The 14939-nt window shown below is 65.1% G+C and carries 15 protein-coding genes; 8 read left to right on the top strand and 7 right to left on the bottom strand.

Translation table 11 applies throughout. The features are described 5' to 3' along the window. Position 1 precedes the first annotated feature (1 nt). The 3 genes from ACN0V4_RS11290 to hpt form a co-directional block, all read right to left on the bottom strand. The gene (locus tag ACN0V4_RS11290; protein ID WP_417676096.1) at positions 2-454 is read right to left on the bottom strand and encodes a c-type cytochrome; all 453 of its coding nucleotides are present in this window, start codon (positions 452-454) and stop codon (positions 2-4) included. A gap of 94 nt (positions 455-548) precedes the next feature. Beyond that, positions 549-737: a hypothetical protein gene (locus ACN0V4_RS11285; protein ID WP_417676094.1), complete on the bottom strand. Its 189-nt coding sequence runs from the start codon at positions 735-737 to the stop codon at positions 549-551. Beyond that, entirely contained in the window at positions 734-1273 is a 540-nt protein-coding gene (hpt, locus tag ACN0V4_RS11280) for a hypoxanthine phosphoribosyltransferase (RefSeq protein ID WP_417676093.1), read from the bottom strand. The genes ACN0V4_RS11285 and hpt overlap by 4 nt, the downstream gene beginning before the upstream one ends. A 73-nt stretch (positions 1274-1346) precedes the next feature. On the opposite strand from hpt, the gene ACN0V4_RS11275 reads away from it, so the two are divergent. Continuing rightward, on the top strand, positions 1347-1802 hold the full coding sequence (locus ACN0V4_RS11275; protein WP_417676091.1) for a type II toxin-antitoxin system RatA family toxin: 456 nt from the start codon (positions 1347-1349) through the stop codon (positions 1800-1802). Here the strand turns inward: ACN0V4_RS11275 and ACN0V4_RS11270 are convergent. The 3 genes from ACN0V4_RS11270 to ACN0V4_RS11260 are packed head-to-tail and all read right to left on the bottom strand — an operon-like array spanning position 1799 to position 3904. Then, positions 1799-2269, bottom strand: coding sequence for a CinA family protein (locus ACN0V4_RS11270; protein ID WP_417676390.1), 471 nt, complete (start codon positions 2267-2269; stop codon positions 1799-1801). The genes ACN0V4_RS11275 and ACN0V4_RS11270 overlap by 4 nt on opposite strands. Before the next feature lie 5 nt (positions 2270-2274). Next, positions 2275-2760 (bottom strand): phosphatidylglycerophosphatase A, encoded by a 486-nt coding sequence (locus tag ACN0V4_RS11265; protein WP_417676089.1) that lies wholly within the window; start codon positions 2758-2760, stop codon positions 2275-2277. 4 nt (positions 2761-2764) lie between these two features. Next, complete coding sequence (locus tag ACN0V4_RS11260) at positions 2765-3904, bottom strand: bifunctional 2-C-methyl-D-erythritol 4-phosphate cytidylyltransferase/2-C-methyl-D-erythritol 2,4-cyclodiphosphate synthase (protein WP_417676087.1); 1140 nt, start codon at positions 3902-3904, stop codon at positions 2765-2767. A 199-nt stretch (positions 3905-4103) separates the two neighbouring features. On the opposite strand from ACN0V4_RS11260, the gene dusB reads away from it, so the two are divergent. From dusB to ACN0V4_RS11235, 5 genes are all read left to right on the top strand, one after another. Further along, the gene (gene dusB, locus ACN0V4_RS11255; RefSeq protein ID WP_417676085.1) at positions 4104-5105 is read left to right on the top strand and encodes a tRNA dihydrouridine synthase DusB; all 1002 of its coding nucleotides are present in this window, start codon (positions 4104-4106) and stop codon (positions 5103-5105) included. Continuing rightward, the gene (locus ACN0V4_RS11250) at positions 5102-6187 is read left to right on the top strand and encodes a two-component system sensor histidine kinase NtrB (protein WP_417676083.1); all 1086 of its coding nucleotides are present in this window, start codon (positions 5102-5104) and stop codon (positions 6185-6187) included. The genes dusB and ACN0V4_RS11250 overlap by 4 nt, the downstream gene beginning before the upstream one ends. After that, positions 6187-7557 (top strand): response regulator, encoded by a 1371-nt coding sequence (locus ACN0V4_RS11245; RefSeq protein WP_417676081.1) that lies wholly within the window; start codon positions 6187-6189, stop codon positions 7555-7557. Before ACN0V4_RS11250 ends, ACN0V4_RS11245 begins: the two co-directional genes overlap by 1 nt. Positions 7558-7667: 110 nt before the next feature. Beyond that, a complete protein-coding gene (locus ACN0V4_RS11240; protein ID WP_417676079.1) occupies positions 7668-9956 on the top strand; it encodes an ATP-binding protein in 2289 nt (762 codons plus the stop codon). Continuing rightward, a complete protein-coding gene (locus tag ACN0V4_RS11235) occupies positions 9953-11377 on the top strand; it encodes a sigma-54-dependent transcriptional regulator (protein WP_417676077.1) in 1425 nt (474 codons plus the stop codon). The genes ACN0V4_RS11240 and ACN0V4_RS11235 overlap by 4 nt, the downstream gene beginning before the upstream one ends. Positions 11378-11422: 45 nt before the next feature. Here the strand turns inward: ACN0V4_RS11235 and ACN0V4_RS11230 are convergent, their stop codons facing one another. Then, complete coding sequence (locus ACN0V4_RS11230) at positions 11423-11896, bottom strand: hypothetical protein (RefSeq protein WP_417676075.1); 474 nt, start codon at positions 11894-11896, stop codon at positions 11423-11425. A 114-nt stretch (positions 11897-12010) separates the two neighbouring features. Between ACN0V4_RS11230 and trkA the strand changes: the two genes are divergently transcribed. Then, a complete protein-coding gene (trkA, locus tag ACN0V4_RS11225; protein WP_417676073.1) occupies positions 12011-13387 on the top strand; it encodes a Trk system potassium transporter TrkA in 1377 nt (458 codons plus the stop codon). A gap of 31 nt (positions 13388-13418) precedes the next feature. Next, positions 13419-14921: a TrkH family potassium uptake protein gene (locus tag ACN0V4_RS11220; RefSeq protein WP_417676071.1), complete on the top strand. Its 1503-nt coding sequence runs from the start codon at positions 13419-13421 to the stop codon at positions 14919-14921. Positions 14922-14939 lie beyond the last annotated feature (18 nt).

Below are 14939 nucleotides of genomic sequence, written 5' to 3'. Positions count from 1 at the left end.
CTTAATTCGCGCGATAGGTCGAGTGACAGGCCTTGCAGCTTGCCCCCAGCGGCCCCATTGCCGGCCCCAGCGCCTCGGGCCCATTGGCGGCGACGGTTTGGAGCTGCGCGGCGGCGGCGCCGAAGCCCGCCCATTTGTCGAGGAACCCGGCGTGATCGCTCCAGATCGTCGGCAGGGCGCGGGTGCCCTCGATGCTGCCATTGTCCGATCCCGCGGGCCAGAGCGGCGTGGGGTCGATCTTGGACACGGCGACCAGGCTGTCGGCGGCGCGTTGGGCGGCGCTGGCGTCATAGGGGGCCTTGCCCTGGGCCATGCCGCCCAGAATCCCGAGGTTCAGCGCGATGATGCGGAACTGACCTTGGCGAGCCTTGAGTTGGGCGGAGAAATCCTGCGCGGCGGCCGTCGTGGCGATCAGCGCGGCGGCGGTGGCGAGAGCGAAAATCTTCGTCTTCATGGCGACCTCTGAAAGGCTGGTGTGAAATACAGGCAAGATAAGGGTAGCCCGCGGGGAGGTTTCGGCAAAGCCTTAGACGCGGATCTGCGGTCGTTTATCGCATGAGAGGAATGCCGCGTCGGCCGCCGCCAGCGGGCGTCAGCGCCTCGGGCCAGCCGAAATAATGGTCGATTCCATAGAGGATCAGGCAGAGGATCACCACGCAAATCACTAGAATGACACGGGATTTCGGCGGCGGATGCTGCGCCCACCGCTTCATGCGCAAGAGCCAGAAGAAATTCATCCGGTGAACCGCACCTTGCCGATGAACGGCAGGTTGCGGTTCCTTTGCGCGAAGTCGATGCCATAGCCCACGACAAATTCATCGGGAATTTCAAATCCGATCCAGTCGGCGCGAATGTCGATCTCGCGCCGCGACGGCTTGTCGAGCAGCGCGATGGTCCTGAGCCGGCGCGGCTTGCGGCTTTTCAGCAGGTGGATCACATGGCTGAGGGTGAATCCGGTGTCGACGATATCCTCGACCACCAGCACATCGCGGCCTTCAATTGCGCCGCGCAAGTCTTTGAGAATGCGAACTTCTCGACTGCTTTCCGTGGCGTCCCCATAAGAGGAGGCCTCAAGGAAATCCACCTCGATCGGCAGATCCAGATCGCGCACCAGATCGGCGATGAAGACGAAGGAGCCGCGCAAGAGACCGACCACCACCAGCTTGTCGGTGTCGTGAAACTCTGCTTTGATCTCTCGCGCCAAGGTCTCGATCCGGGCGGCGATCGCCTTGGCCGAGATCATTTCGTCGATGACATATGGCCGCTGTGTCATAGCTTCCCCTTGAACTTTGGGCGCAACCATACGACATGGGGCGCCACTGTCACCCAGGAAACCGCGCGTCAGGATGCCCACCCACTCAGAAACCCGCCAACTGCCCTATACGGCCCAGGAGATGTATGACCTCGTGGCCGATGTGGCGAAATATCCCCAGTTCCTGCCCTGGTGCGCCGCCGCGCGGATCCGGCGCACCTATGCTGAGGGGATGGCCGAGGTGATGGAGGCCGATCTGGTGATCTCCTTCAAGGTCTTCCGCGAAAAGTTTGGCAGCCGGGTCACGCTCTGGCCCGCCGATCTGGTGATCGACACCGAATATCTCGACGGGCCGTTCAAGTTCCTCAAGTCGCAATGGCGCTTTACCGACCGGGGTGAGGGCGGCTGTGACGTGGCCTTTTTCGTCGATTTCGAATTCAAGAACGTGGTGCTGCAAAAGGTGATCGGCGTCGTCTTCAACGAGGCGATGCAGCGGATCGTCAAGGCCTTCGAGACGCGGGCGGCGGCGCTCTACGGCGCCAAGGCCTAGGCTGGCAGGGCGCCCAGCAGCAGCCCCAGCGCGTGATCGCGCGAGGCGGCGCGGACATTGGCCCGACCCAGGGCGCCGAATTCCACCGTTTCGGTCAGGGTCGCGCGGCCCGCCATCGCCAGGCCGAAGCAGACCCGCCCCTCCGGCTTGAACTCCGACCCGCCGGGGCCGGCAATGCCGGTGATCGACACGGCGAGATCGGCGGTGGAATGGGCCAGCGCCCCTTCGGCCATTTCCTTTGCCACCTGTTCCGACACCGCGCCGAAGGCGTCGAGGCTGGCGCGGGTGACGCCCAGCATCTCTTCCTTGGCGCGGTTGGTATAGGTGACGAAGCCGCGCTCCACTACGTCGGAGGAACCGGGGATATCGGTCAGCGCCGCGATCACCATGCCGCCGGTACAGCTTTCCGCCGTGGCGACATGCAGGCCGGCGCGGCGGGCGCGGTCGAGCAGGGCGGCAACGTCGATCCCGCTCATCGCATCATCACCCCGTGATAAAGCCCGGCCAGAAGCACCGTGACGATACCGGCGAAGATCCCGGCCCAGAGGTCATCCAGCATGACGCCGGCGGCGTCGTGGCGGCGGTCGGCGCGGCCGACCAGCCAGGGCTTCCAGATGTCGAACAGGCGAAACAGCAGGAAGGCCGCCACCGGCCCCGGCCAGACCATCGGAAAATCACGCATCCAGAACCCCATGGCGGGGAACAGCAGCGCCAGCCATTGGCCGGCCACCTCGTCGATCACGATCTCGGACGGATCGTCCCCGGGCCGGTCCTTGAGTTCCGCGCCGACGGTGGCAAAGCCCAGCACCGTCACCGCGACGAAGGCCACCACCAGCGGCACGAAGCCCAGCCAATGTTCGATGGCCCAGCCCAGCAGAACCGCCGCCAGCGATCCCCAGGTGCCCGGCGCCGGGCGCAGCAGGCCCACGAAGCCGAAAGTGTTGATGGCGCGCAGCATGGGATCACTCTCCAATCAAGGCGACGGTGGCGAGCGCGGCGATGCCTTCCTCGCGCCCGGTAAAGCCCAGTCGTTCCGAGGTGGTCGCCTTGACCGAAATCCGGTCGGCCGGGATTTGCAGGATCACCGCCATCGCTTCCGCCATCGCCTCCGCATGGGGCCCGATCTTCGGGCGTTCGCAGACCAGCGTACAATCGACGTTGGAAATGCGATAGCCCATCTGCCGCGACAGATCGCCCGCATGGCGCAGGAAGATGGCGCTGTCGGCGCCCTTCCATTGCGGGTCCGAGGGCGGGAAGTGGCGGCCGATGTCGCCCTGCGCCAGCGCGCCATAGATGGCGTCGGTCACCGCATGCATGCCGACATCGGCGTCGGAATGGCCGACCAGCCCGTGGCTGTGCGGAACGGTGACGCCGCAGAGGGTGACGTGATCCCCCGGCCCGAAGCGGTGAACGTCGTATCCGTTGCCAAGTCTGATATCCATGTCCTGTCCCAATATGCGTTCGGCCCGGGCGAAATCGCCGGGCGTGGTGATTTTCAGATTGTCCGGATCGCCCGGCACGATGGCGACGTTCAGCCCCGCCGCGCGCACCACCTCGACATCGTCGGCGGCGCCGCCCGGGTGGGCGGCATGGGCGGCGCGGATGGCGTCAAGGTGAAAGCCCTGCGGCGTCTGCGCGGCGAAAAGGCCGCTGCGGTCCTGCACCCCGGTGACGCGGCCTTCGGTTCCGGTCCAGAGCGCATCGGTCACCGCCAGCCCCGGCGCCGCGGCGGCGCTGGTGTCAAGCGCGGCGATCACGTCGCGGATCAGCCGGGCGGACACGCAGGGGCGGGCGATGTCATGGATCAGCACCGTCTCGGCGCCGGAGCCCTCCAGCGCGGCCAGCCCGTTGCGCACCGATCCAGCGCGGTCGCTGCCGCCCTCGGCCAGGATCAGCCGCGGATCCTGTGAAAACTCGGCCCAGGCGTCATGGTCCTCGGGGGAGAGGACCAGCACGATCGGCCCGATCTCGGGCAGGGCGCGGAACCGCGACAGCGTCCAGTCGGCGACCCGGCGTCCGGCCAGTGGGCGCCATTGCTTGGGAATGCCGCCACCGGCACGTTGGCCGCGACCGGCCGCCACCAGAAGGGCCGCTGTGATCATGCGCTCTGCTCCGAAGAAACCTGCAGTCGGCGACGCTGCGCGGCCTGTTTAGGCTGAGCCGGGCGAGGAGGCAATTGTTCGGGATTGATTGCTTAAAAAATGGGCGTGTGGTCCAATCTTGGGCTAAAACCCCCTGCAATTCATTGTGGTGGCGCTTGGGCTCCCCTAGATAGGCGGCAGATGCACAAGGATTGGGCAATTGACGATCTTCCTCGACAGCCTCCCCGTCGCGCCACCCGTGGTGTTGGCGCCAATGGCCGGAATCACGGACCGGCCGTTTCGCGATGTGGTGTCGCGCTTTGGTGCCGGCCTGGTGGTGAGCGAGATGGTGGCCAGCCAGGAGATGGTGCAGGCCAAGCCCAGCGTTCGTAACCGGGCCGAGCTGGGGATAGAGGTCGAGAATACCGCCGTCCAGCTTGCCGGGCGCGAGGCGCATTGGATGGCCGCGGCGGCGCGGCTGGTTGCCGACCAGGGCGCGGCGGTGATCGACATCAACATGGGCTGCCCGGCCAAGAAAGTGACCAGCGCCAGCGGCGCCGGGGCCAGCGGCTCGGCCCTGATGAAGGATCTCGACCATGCGCTCGGCCTGATCGAGGCGGTGGTTGCCGCGGTCGATCTGCCGGTGACGCTGAAGACCCGGCTGGGCTGGGACGACAACCTCCTGAACGCGCCTGACCTGGCGCGGCGCGCCGAAGAGGCCGGCATCCGCATGATCACCATTCACGGCCGCACCCGCTGCCAGTTCTATACCGGCCAGGCCGATTGGGCCGCGATCGCGGCAGTGAAACAGGCGGTGTCGATCCCGGTGATCGCCAATGGTGATATCTGTTCGCCCGCTGACGCCGCCGAGGCGATGGCGCTGTCCGGCGCCGATGGCGTCATGGTCGGGCGCGGTGCCCAGGGCAAGCCCTGGCTGCTGGCCCAGATCGCGCATGAGATGTTCGGCACCCCGGCGCCCGAGGTGCCCGAAGGCGCCGCGCTGGCCGATCTGGTGGCGGCGCATTACGAGGCGATGCTGGGCTTTTATGGCGCCGATCTGGGGCTGCGCGTCGCCCGCAAGCATCTGGGCTGGTACATGGATCACGTGGGCACCGAGGCCGGGCTGCGCCGTGCGGTGCTGACCAGCCGCGATCCGGCGGCGGTGCTGCGGCTGCTGCCGCAGGCGCTGACTGATGCGACCGTTGAGGAGTGCGCGGCATGACCAATTCGGATCAGACCATCTGGGCCTCGCTGCCGGTGCCGGCCTTCCTGATCGGTGAGGATGACACCATCTTGGATGTGAATTCCGCCGCCGAAGGCTTTCTGAACGCTTCGGCAAAATCGGTGATCGGCTCGCCGATCTGGGATCTGGTCGCCATCGACGCGCCGATCGAGGATGCCTTTGCCCGGGCGCGGACCAATGGCACGCCGCTTTTCGTCAATGACATCGACGTCGGCTCGGGTAATCGGGCGCCGCTGCAATGCGGGCTGCAGATCGCACCGCTGTCGGGGCGGCCGGGCGAGATGATCATGCTGATCTCTCCGCGTGAACTGGCCGGGCGCATGACCCAGAGCCATTCGGTGAAATCGGCGGCGCAATCGGCTATCGGCATGGCCGAGATGCTGGCGCATGAGATCAAGAACCCGCTGGCCGGCATCACCGGGGCGGCCCAGTTGCTCAGCATGAACCTTGCACCGGAAGACCTTGAACTCACGGATCTTATCGTTGCCGAAAGCCGTCGGATCGTGAAGCTCTTGGAGCAGGTGGAGCAATTCGGCAACCTCAGCCCGCCGGACATGAAGCCGGTCAATATCCACGATGTTCTCGATCGCGCCCGCCGGTCGGCCCTGCTGGGATTCGGCGCTCACATGAAGATCATCGAGGATTACGATCCCTCGCTGCCGTTGGCCTGGGGTGATCCCGATCAGCTTTTGCAGGTGATCCTGAACTTGTTGAAAAACGCCTCGGAAGCCGCTGATCCAAAAGGCGGAACCATCCGGCTGCACACCTATTTCGAACATTCCTTCCGGTTGCGGCGCAGCGATGGCACCGGCCAATCCCTGCCGCTTCAGGTCGAGATCATCGACGACGGTCCCGGTCTGCCTGAAGATATCAAGGGGGACATCTTCGATCCCTTCGTCTCGGGGCGTGAAAACGGCACCGGGCTGGGGCTGGCGCTGGTCAGCAAGATCGTTTCGGACCACGGGGGCTGGATTTCGGTCACCTCGGTGCCCGGGCGCACTGTATTTCGTTTGTCGCTGGCGCGGGTGCCGCGCGATTATGAAAGCAAGGAGAAAAGCTGATGGATGGAACGGTTCTGGTTGCCGACGACGACCGCACGATCCGAACAGTCCTCACCCAGGCGCTGACGCGGGCCGGGTGCAAGGTCCACGCCACCTCGTCGCTGACCACGCTGATGCGCTGGGTCGGCGAGGGCAAGGGGGACGTGGTTATCTCCGACGTCGTCATGCCGGACGGCAACGGCTTGGAAATGCTTCCGAAAATCGCGCAAGACCGGCCCGGGCTGCCGGTCATCGTGATCTCGGCGCAGAATACCATCATGACCGCCATCCAGGCCGCCGAGGCCGAGGCCTATGACTACCTGCCCAAACCCTTCGATCTGCCCGATCTGATGAAACGCACCGCCCGCGCTCTGGAACAGAAGCGCCGCTCTCCGCAGTCGCGCCAGATCGACGAGATGCCCGAGCGTCCGGACGAATTGCCGCTGGTCGGCCGCACCTCGGTGATGCAGGCGCTCTATCGTCTGGTGGCCCGGGTGATGAACACCGATCTTCCGGTTTTGATCACTGGGGAAAGTGGCACCGGCAAGTCGTTGATCGCACGGGCAATTCATGATTTTTCCGATCGCCGCACGCTGCCTTTCATCACGGTGTCCGGTGCCGATCTGCTCGATCTCGAAGGGCCGGCGCGGGTGCTGGCCCGGGTCAAGGGCGGCACCCTGCTGATCGACGAGATCGGGGATCTCGACGATGAGATTCAGGCCCGCATCGTGCGGATGATGGACGCGCCGGGCGATCACCAGCCGCGGTTCATGGCGACCAGCCAGCATGATCTGTCCTCCGCGATGGAGGACGGTCGGCTGCGGCAGGATCTCTATTACCGGCTCAGCGGTGCCACCATCCATGTGCCGGCGCTGCGCGAGCGGGTCGACGACATCCCGCTGCTGGCGGCGCATTTCCTGTCCCGCGCCGAACGCGAAGGGGCGCCGAAACGGCGGCTCGGCGACGATGCCGAGGCGCTGATCCGGGCCTATTCCTGGCCGGGCAACGTGCGGCAGCTGGAAAACGCGGTGCGCCGCCTGGTGCTGACCGGTCGGGCCGAGGAAATCGCCCGCGCCGAGGTTGAGACCGTGCTGGGTCGCCAACCCGAGATGGAGCCGGTGCTGGATGGTGGTGGCGCAGAGAAGCTGTCGGCCTCGGTTGGGCGGCACCTGCGGCGCTATTTCGACCTGCATGGTGACATGTTGCCGCCGCCGGGGCTCTATGCCCGAATCCTCAAGGAGGTGGAGATCCCGCTGATCGAGATCGCGCTGGAGGCGACCGGCGGAAATCAGGCCAAATGCGCAGAACTTCTGGGGATCAACCGCAATACTTTGCGCAAGAAGATCACTGATCTGGATATTCAGGTGACACGCCGCCGCAAATTGATGTAAATACGCCACAGGAGCGTGGCGGTCCGGTCCCAGTCCTGATTTGGGACCGGAATAGATCACGAGATTTGGCGGTTGGCCGCGCAAGCGGCACATCTTAATGAGGGCAGCAGGTGGCAACCCGGTCACAATACGGGCTGTTTGCGACTGTAAACAGATGGCGTCGGACCCGTCAGGCCCGCAATGTTGCCACTCTGGGGCTTGTGCTTCTGGGGCCGGCGCTTGCTTTCGCCACCTTCGCCGGGCTCGGGCCCCTCAACATGGGGGCCGCCTCTCCGGCGCTGCGATTCATTCTGCTCGCCGATCTGGTTTACGTATTGGTGGTGGCCGCCCTGGTTTTGGGGCAGCTCGCCCGGCTGATTGTGGCCCGACGCGCCCAATCGGCGGGATCTCGCCTGCACCTGCGGCTGATCGGGGTCTTCACCTTTCTGGCGCTGGTGCCCACGGTCATCGTTGCCGTCTTTGCCGTGCTCACCGTCAATATCGGGCTCGAAGGCTGGTTCTCGGACCGGGTGCGCAATGTGGTCGGCACCTCGATGGATGCCGCCCAGGCCTATGAGGACGAGCACCGCCAGGCGTTGGAAGAGGACGCCCGGGCGCTGGCGCATTTTCTCGACAACAGCCGCAAGCTGATCGTTTTTCTCAACGATGCCGAACTGCGGCAGATGTTGGCGCAGGGGCAGGGGCAGATCCAGCGCGGGCTGCGCGAGGCCTATATCATCGACGGGACCGGCGAGATTCGGGCCCGCGGCGAACGCTCGTATCTCTTTGATTTCGAGAAACCCACGCCGGACCAGATCACCCAGGCCGACAAGACCGGGATCGCCATCATCCAGGATTGGGACAACAACGAATTCCGTGCCCTGGTGCGGCTCAACGCCTTTGTCGACCGGTTTCTCTATGTCAGCCGGGATGTCGACGGCCATATCCTGAACCTGCTCGACGACACCAAGCAGACGGTGCTGCTGTACCAGCAGCTCGAACGCGAAAGGGGCAGGGTGCTGTTCGAATTCGGGCTGCTCTATCTCGGCTTTGCGGTGATCCTGATCCTTGCCGCCGTCTGGCTCGGGCTGTGGTTCGCCGAGCGGCTGTCGCGGCCGGTGGGCAGGCTGACCACCGCGGCGCAGCGGGTCGGGGCAGGCGATCTCGACATGCAGGTGGTCGAGGAAGAGGGCGACGATGAAATCTCCATGCTCGGGCGCTATTTCAACCAGATGACCCGGCAGCTCAAGGCGCAGCGCGAGGCGCTGCTCGACAATACCCGTCATATCGAGGCCCGCCGCAGATTGTTCGATTCCGTGCTCTCCTCGGTTACCTCGGGGGTGGTCGGGCTGGACGACGCCGGGCGGATTACCTTCGTCAACCGCTCGGCCGAGCGGTTGTTGGGCTGGTCGGGGGACGAGACCGCGCTGGCGCTCGAGGTGCTGGTGCCGGAATTCGGCCCGCTGCTCGAGCGGCTGCGGGTGGCGCCGAACGGCATCGCCCAGGGGGAAGTCAAGGTCAGCCGGGACGGGCAGCAGGAACATCTGCTGGTGCGCATGTCGACGCGGATGAATACCGAGGGCGGGCTCGAAGGCTATGTGGTCGCCTTCGACGATGTGACCGATCTGGTCAGCGCCCAGCGGATGGCGGCTTGGGGCGATGTCGCCCGCCGGATCGCGCATGAGATCAAGAATCCGCTGACGCCGATCCAGCTCAGCGCCGAGCGGATCAAACGCAAGTTCGCGCCGAAACTGTCCGAAACCGATTGCGAGCAGTTGCAGTCGATGACCGATGTGATCGTGCGCCAGACCAATGATCTGCGGCGCATCGTCGACGAATTTTCGAAATTCGCGCGGATGCCGGAACCCGACCGGCGCGACGAGGATCTGGTCAAGATCGTGCGCGACGCGGTGCTGCTGCAGCAGACCGGGCAGCCGGGCGTGACGGTGCGCGCCGATCTGCCGGATGGCCCGCTGATGGCGGAGGTCGATGCCACCATGTTGTCGCAGGCGCTGACCAATCTGATCAAGAACGCAGGCGAGGCGATCGAGACGCTGCGCAAGAAGGGCACGCCCGAGGGCTTTACGCCGGAAATCCGTGTCCGCCTGATCGAAACCCAGGGCGGTAGCGAAATCACCATCGCTGACAACGGCATCGGCCTCCCCGAGGATCGGTCGCGGCTGTTTGAGCCCTATGTGACGACCCGTGACGAGGGCACTGGCCTGGGCCTGCCGATCGTCAAGAAGATCATTGAGGAACACGGTGGCAGCCTCGTGCTTGAGGATGCGCCGGTTTTTGACGGGCAGGCGCATCGAGGTGCCATGGCCGTGATCCGCCTGCCCAAGGCGGAGGCCCCGGATCAGCAGAACCGGGGCCTCCATCACAGCAAGAAGAAGAATTTGATAGCAGGTATGACATGAGCGACATTCTGATTGTGGATGATGAGCGTGATATCCGGGAACTGATTTCGGACATCCTGGAGGACGAAGGCTATGTGACCCGCAAGGCCGGCAATTCTGACGAGTGCATGGCCGCGATCAATGCCGAGGCACCGGCGCTGCTGATCCTCGACATCTGGCTGAAGGACAGCCGGATGGACGGGATCGACATCCTCAAGACGGTCAAGCGTGACAATCCCGATGTTCCGGTGGTGATCATCTCCGGCCATGGGAATATTGAAATCGCGGTGGCCGCGATCAAGCAGGGCGCCTATGACTTCATCGAGAAGCCGTTCAATATCGACCAGCTCATGGTGGTGATCCGTCGCGCGATGGAGGCGTCGCGCCTGCGTCGCGAGAACAGCGCGCTGAAGCGGCGCGAAGTGACGAGCACCGAGATGATCGGCCAGAGCGCCGCCTTCCGGACGCTGCTGGGCCAGCTCGACAAGGTGACGAAATCGAATGGGCGGGTGATGCTGGCGGGGCCGGCGGGCTCGGGCAAGGAGATCGCCGCGCGATATATCCATGCCAATTCGAACCGCGCCAATGCCCCCTTTGTCAGCGTCAATTGCGCCAGCATCGAGCCCGAGCGGATGGAAGAGGTTCTGTTCGGCCGCGAAACCCCCGAGCGCGGCGTCGAGCCGGGCCTGCTGGAAGAGGCGCATGGCGGCGTGATCTTCTTCGACGAGGTGGCGGATATGCCGCTGGGCACCCAGTCCAAGATCCTGCGGGTGCTGGTCGATCAACAATTCCAGCGGGTCGGCGGCGCCGACAAGGTGCGGGTCGATCTGCGGGTGATCTCCTCGACCAACCGCGATCTCGAGGCCGAGATCGCCATGGGCCGCTTCCGCGAGGAACTGTTCCATCGGTTGAACGTGGTGCCGATCGCGGTGCCCTCGCTGGAAGATCGTCGCGAGGATATCCCGGTGCTGGCGCAGCATTTCATCGACAATTGCCATGCCACCCAGGGCCTGCCGCTGCGCGCGCTGAGCGAGGAGGCGGTGGCGCTGATGCAGACCATGGTCTGGCCGGGCAACGTGCGTCAGCTCAAGAACCTGATCGAGCGGGTGCTGATCCTCGGCGAGGGCAACGGCCCGATCGAGGCGCGTGAACTGCCCAATGACGAGGAGAAATCGGGAGAGGAAGGGCGTGTCGTGCTGTCCGGCGCGCTGGCGACCCTGCCGCTGCGCGAGGCGCGCGAGGCGTTCGAGCGGGAATATCTGCTGACCCAGATCAACCGTTTCGGCGGCAATATCAGCCGCACCGCCAGCTTTGTCGGGATGGAGCGCAGCGCGCTGCACCGCAAACTGAAGTCGCTGGGGGTGGTGACCACGACGAAATCCGGCGCCCGGATCGCCCGCGTCGATATGGATGGCGAAGAGATCGACGAGACCGTCGATTAAGCCGTGCCGAAGCCGGCCCCGGCGTCCTGTCGGGGCCGGCGGGGTCTATGGTTGCGGCGTCACGATCTGCCAGCTGCCATCCTTGTTGCGGATGACGCAGGCATTGGCTGTGAGCGTCGGCAGGACCGTGGTCACCCCCGGCGGGGTGGTCGATTTCACCTCGGCCGGGCAGGCCGGCAGGCTGATTGGGCTATAGCCCTTCTCGGCCATGCAGAGCTGTTTGACCCGATCCCGCAGATTGGCATTGGCGTCATAGCTGTAGACTTCGCCACTCATCCAATAGCCCGGGCGCGTCCAGCATTCGCCGTCCTGGTTGCAGACACGGGGGCCGGGGATATAGGTGGGAGGCGCCTGGCGGATCTGGGTGGCCACCGGCGCCTGTCTCAGCGCCTCGACATCGCAGCGGGTCGAATCCTCCTGCATCCGCGCCACGGGAACGCCGGGCCGGTAATAGATCGACATCGGGGCGCAACTGGCCAGGAGGGCCGCGGCGCAAAGCGGCAGGATCATCTGTTTCATGGCCGCAGAATGCCGCAAGCCGGGGCCGGAGACAATTGAATTGACCGTCCCGGGGGCTTCTGTCATTCAAAACATTCTGGCAGGCAGACGGTCGGCGCAAACGCGAGAGAGGCGATGAAGGTCATCATTTGCGGGGCAGGACAGGTCGGGTGGCAGATCGCCCGGCATCTGTCGGGGGAACATAACGATGTCACCGTCGTCGACAGCAACCCCGATCTGGTGCGCCGTGCCACCGATACGCTCGATGTGCAGGGAATCGCGGGGTTCGCCAGCTATCCCGATGTGCTCGAGCGCGCCGGTGCCCGCGATGCCGACATGCTGATCGCCGCCACCCATTCGGACGAGGTGAACATGGTCACCTGCCAGGTGGCCCATTCGATCTTTTCCATCCAGCGCAAGATCGCCCGGCTCAGGGCGCAATCCTATCTGACCGCGATCTATTCCGACCTCTATCGCCGGGATCACTTGCCGATCGACGTGGTGATCAGCCCCGAGCGCGAGGTCGCCGCCGCCGCGATGCGCCGCCTGTCGGCCCCCGCCGCCTTCGATACCGAGGTCTTCATGGACGGCCGGGCCCAGCTTTTGGGCATCACGGTCGAGGAAGACTGCCCGATCATCAACACGCCGCTGCGGCAATTGACCGATCTGTTCTCGACCCTGCGGGCCATCGTCGTCGGTATCCGGCGTGAGGGCACGCTGTTCGCACCGGAACCCGACGATCAGCTTTTCGCCGGCGACAGCTGCTATGTCTTTTGCCATGTCGAGGATGTCGACCGCACCATGGAAGTCTTCGGCAAGACGCAGAAGAGCCAGGAGCGTATCGTGATCGTCGGCGGCGGTAATGTCGGGCTCGAGGTCGCCCGGGCGCTGGAGAGCCGCAAGACCCGCACCCGCGCCAAGATGATCGAGCGCAACCGCGCCCAGGCCGAACGTGCGGCCGAGGCGCTGGAGCGGACCATCGTGCTGAATGGGGACGGGCTTGATGCCGCATTGCTGAAAGAGGCGGGGATCGCCCGGGCCGATGCCATGCTGGCGGTCACCGATGACGACAAGACCAACCTTCTGTCGGCGGTCCGCGCCAAGGCGGAAGGCTGTCCGCTGGCAATCGCGCTGATCAACGATCCCACCCTGGTGCCGATGATGGAGCCCCTGGGGATCGATGCCTATATCAACCCGCGGGCGACCACCGTCAGCTCGATCCTGCGCCACATCCGCCACGGGCGGGTGCGGCAGGTCTATTCGATCGGCGATGCCGAGGCCGAGGTGATCGAGGCCGAGGTTCTGTCGACCTCGCCGATGGCCGGCCAGCGGCTGCGCGAGATCGACTTTCCCGAAGGGGTGCTGCTGGGGGCGGTGCTGAAGGGCGACAAGGTGCTGCGCCCGGCCGGCAATCTGCGGCTGGAAGAGGGCGACGTGGTGGCGATCTTCGCCATGGCCGCCGACGTCCCGGAAGTGGAGCGGCTGCTCCAGGTCTCGATCGATTTCTTCTGAGATGCGGAGCGAGGCGCAATATGGGGTGTTGATGCGGTTGCCCCTGTTCCTGCAGGTCTGGGGGATCGCCTCTCTCTCCATGTGGGTGCCCGCCATTCACGCCGAAATCCGCAGCGTCCACGAGGTGTCGCAGGCGTTTTTCTTCAGTGGCATGATCGGCCTGGTCGCGGTCACCGCGATCGCGCTGGCGCGGGCCACCCAACCGCCCAAGCATGGCACCCTGGGCCAGCTTCTGGCGTTGCTGGCCACCTTCGCGCTGCTGCCGGTGTTCCTGGCGCTGCCGCTTTACGATGGGCTGCAGACCACCAGCTATCTCAACGCCTATTTCGACATGGTCAGCGCGGTGACCACCACCGGTGCCAATCTGTTCGAGGATCCGACGCGGTTGGATCCGGCGCTGCATCTGTGGCGGGCGCAGGTCGGCTGGATGGGCGGGCTGGTGATGTGGATCGCGGCTTCGGCCATTCTGGCGCCGCTCTCGCTGGGCGGCTTCGAGATCACCGCGCGCGGCCAGCCGGGGCGGGCCGTGGCGGCGCCCGATCTCAGCGCCCGCGCCGATCCGCGCCGTCGGCTCAAGCGGATCACCCTGACGCTGACGCCGGTCTATGTCGGGCTGACCCTGCTCGCCTGGGTGGCGCTGCTGATCGCCGGCGAAGACGCGTTGACCGGGCTCTGTCATGCGATGTCGGTGATGGCGACCTCGGGGATCTCGCCAGTGGGCGGCATGGAGGGCAGCAAGGCCGGTCTGGCCGGAGAGATGATTCTCTTCCTGTTCATGTTCTTCGCCCTGTCGCGGCTGACCTTTTCGTCCGATACCTCGACCACCGGACAGGCCAAGCTCGACAAGGATCCGGAATTTCGCACCGGTTTGCTGATCATCGTGACGATTCCGGTGCTGTTGGTGTTGCGTCACTGGCTAGCCGCCTTGGAGGTGCAGCCGCTTGCCGATCCGACGCTGGCCTTCGAGGGGCTCTGGGGCGGGCTTTTCACCGTGATGTCCTTCCTGACCACCACCGGATTTGCCAGCGTCAACTGGGACGAGGCACAGCAATGGTCGGGGCTGGGGGCGCCTGGGCTGATCCTGGCCGGGCTCGCGGTGATCGGCGGCGGTGTCGCCACCACTGCGGGCGGGGTCAAGCTTCTCAGGGTTTATGCCCTTTATCTCAATGGCCTGCGCGAGATGGAGCGGCTGGTCTATCCCAATTCGGTCAGCAGCGTCGGCGGCGGCAACCGGCGGATCCAGAAGAACGGCGCCTTCATCGCCTGGGTCTCCTTCATGATGTTCGCACTGACGCTGACCCTGGTCTGCGTGATTCTGGGGGCGCTCGGGCTCAGCTTCGATCAGGCCATCGTGCTCAGCATCGCGTCACTGTCGACCACCGGCCCGCTGATCCAGGTGGCGGCCGATACGCCGATCCACCTGGCCGAACTGGGGGGGATGGCCAAGCTGGTGCTTTGTGCCACCATGGTGCTGGGACGGCTGGAAACCTTGGCGATCATTGCGCTGATCACGCCGGATCTGTGGCGGAATTAGCCGTCTTGCGGTGACGGC

Origin of the sequence: Pseudodonghicola sp. (genome assembly GCF_048268305.1) — a bacterium.
Classification (GTDB): domain Bacteria; phylum Pseudomonadota; class Alphaproteobacteria; order Rhodobacterales; family Rhodobacteraceae; genus Pseudodonghicola.
The sequence above is the reverse complement of the archived record's forward strand: the minus strand, read 5'-3'. Positions and strand labels throughout refer to the sequence as shown.

Excerpts from the sequence above, each read along its gene's own strand:
- ACN0V4_RS11290 (WP_417676096.1), bottom strand. The coding sequence starts at position 454 with ATGAAGACGAAGATTTTCGCTCTCGCCACCGCCGCCGCGCTGATCGCC.
- ACN0V4_RS11285 (WP_417676094.1), bottom strand. The coding sequence starts at position 737 with ATGAATTTCTTCTGGCTCTTGCGCATGAAGCGGTGGGCGCAGCATCCG.
- hpt (WP_417676093.1), bottom strand. The coding sequence starts at position 1,273 with ATGACACAGCGGCCATATGTCATCGACGAAATGATCTCGGCCAAGGCG.
- ACN0V4_RS11275 (WP_417676091.1), top strand. The coding sequence starts at position 1,347 with ATGCCCACCCACTCAGAAACCCGCCAACTGCCCTATACGGCCCAGGAG.
- ACN0V4_RS11265 (WP_417676089.1), bottom strand. The coding sequence starts at position 2,760 with ATGCTGCGCGCCATCAACACTTTCGGCTTCGTGGGCCTGCTGCGCCCG.
- ACN0V4_RS11260 (WP_417676087.1), bottom strand. The coding sequence starts at position 3,904 with ATGATCACAGCGGCCCTTCTGGTGGCGGCCGGTCGCGGCCAACGTGCC.
- ACN0V4_RS11250 (WP_417676083.1), top strand. The coding sequence starts at position 5,102 with ATGACCAATTCGGATCAGACCATCTGGGCCTCGCTGCCGGTGCCGGCC.
- ACN0V4_RS11245 (WP_417676081.1), top strand. The coding sequence starts at position 6,187 with ATGGATGGAACGGTTCTGGTTGCCGACGACGACCGCACGATCCGAACA.
- ACN0V4_RS11235 (WP_417676077.1), top strand. The coding sequence starts at position 9,953 with ATGAGCGACATTCTGATTGTGGATGATGAGCGTGATATCCGGGAACTG.
- ACN0V4_RS11230 (WP_417676075.1), bottom strand. The coding sequence starts at position 11,896 with ATGAAACAGATGATCCTGCCGCTTTGCGCCGCGGCCCTCCTGGCCAGT.
- trkA (WP_417676073.1), top strand. The coding sequence starts at position 12,011 with ATGAAGGTCATCATTTGCGGGGCAGGACAGGTCGGGTGGCAGATCGCC.
- ACN0V4_RS11220 (WP_417676071.1), top strand. The coding sequence starts at position 13,419 with ATGCGGTTGCCCCTGTTCCTGCAGGTCTGGGGGATCGCCTCTCTCTCC.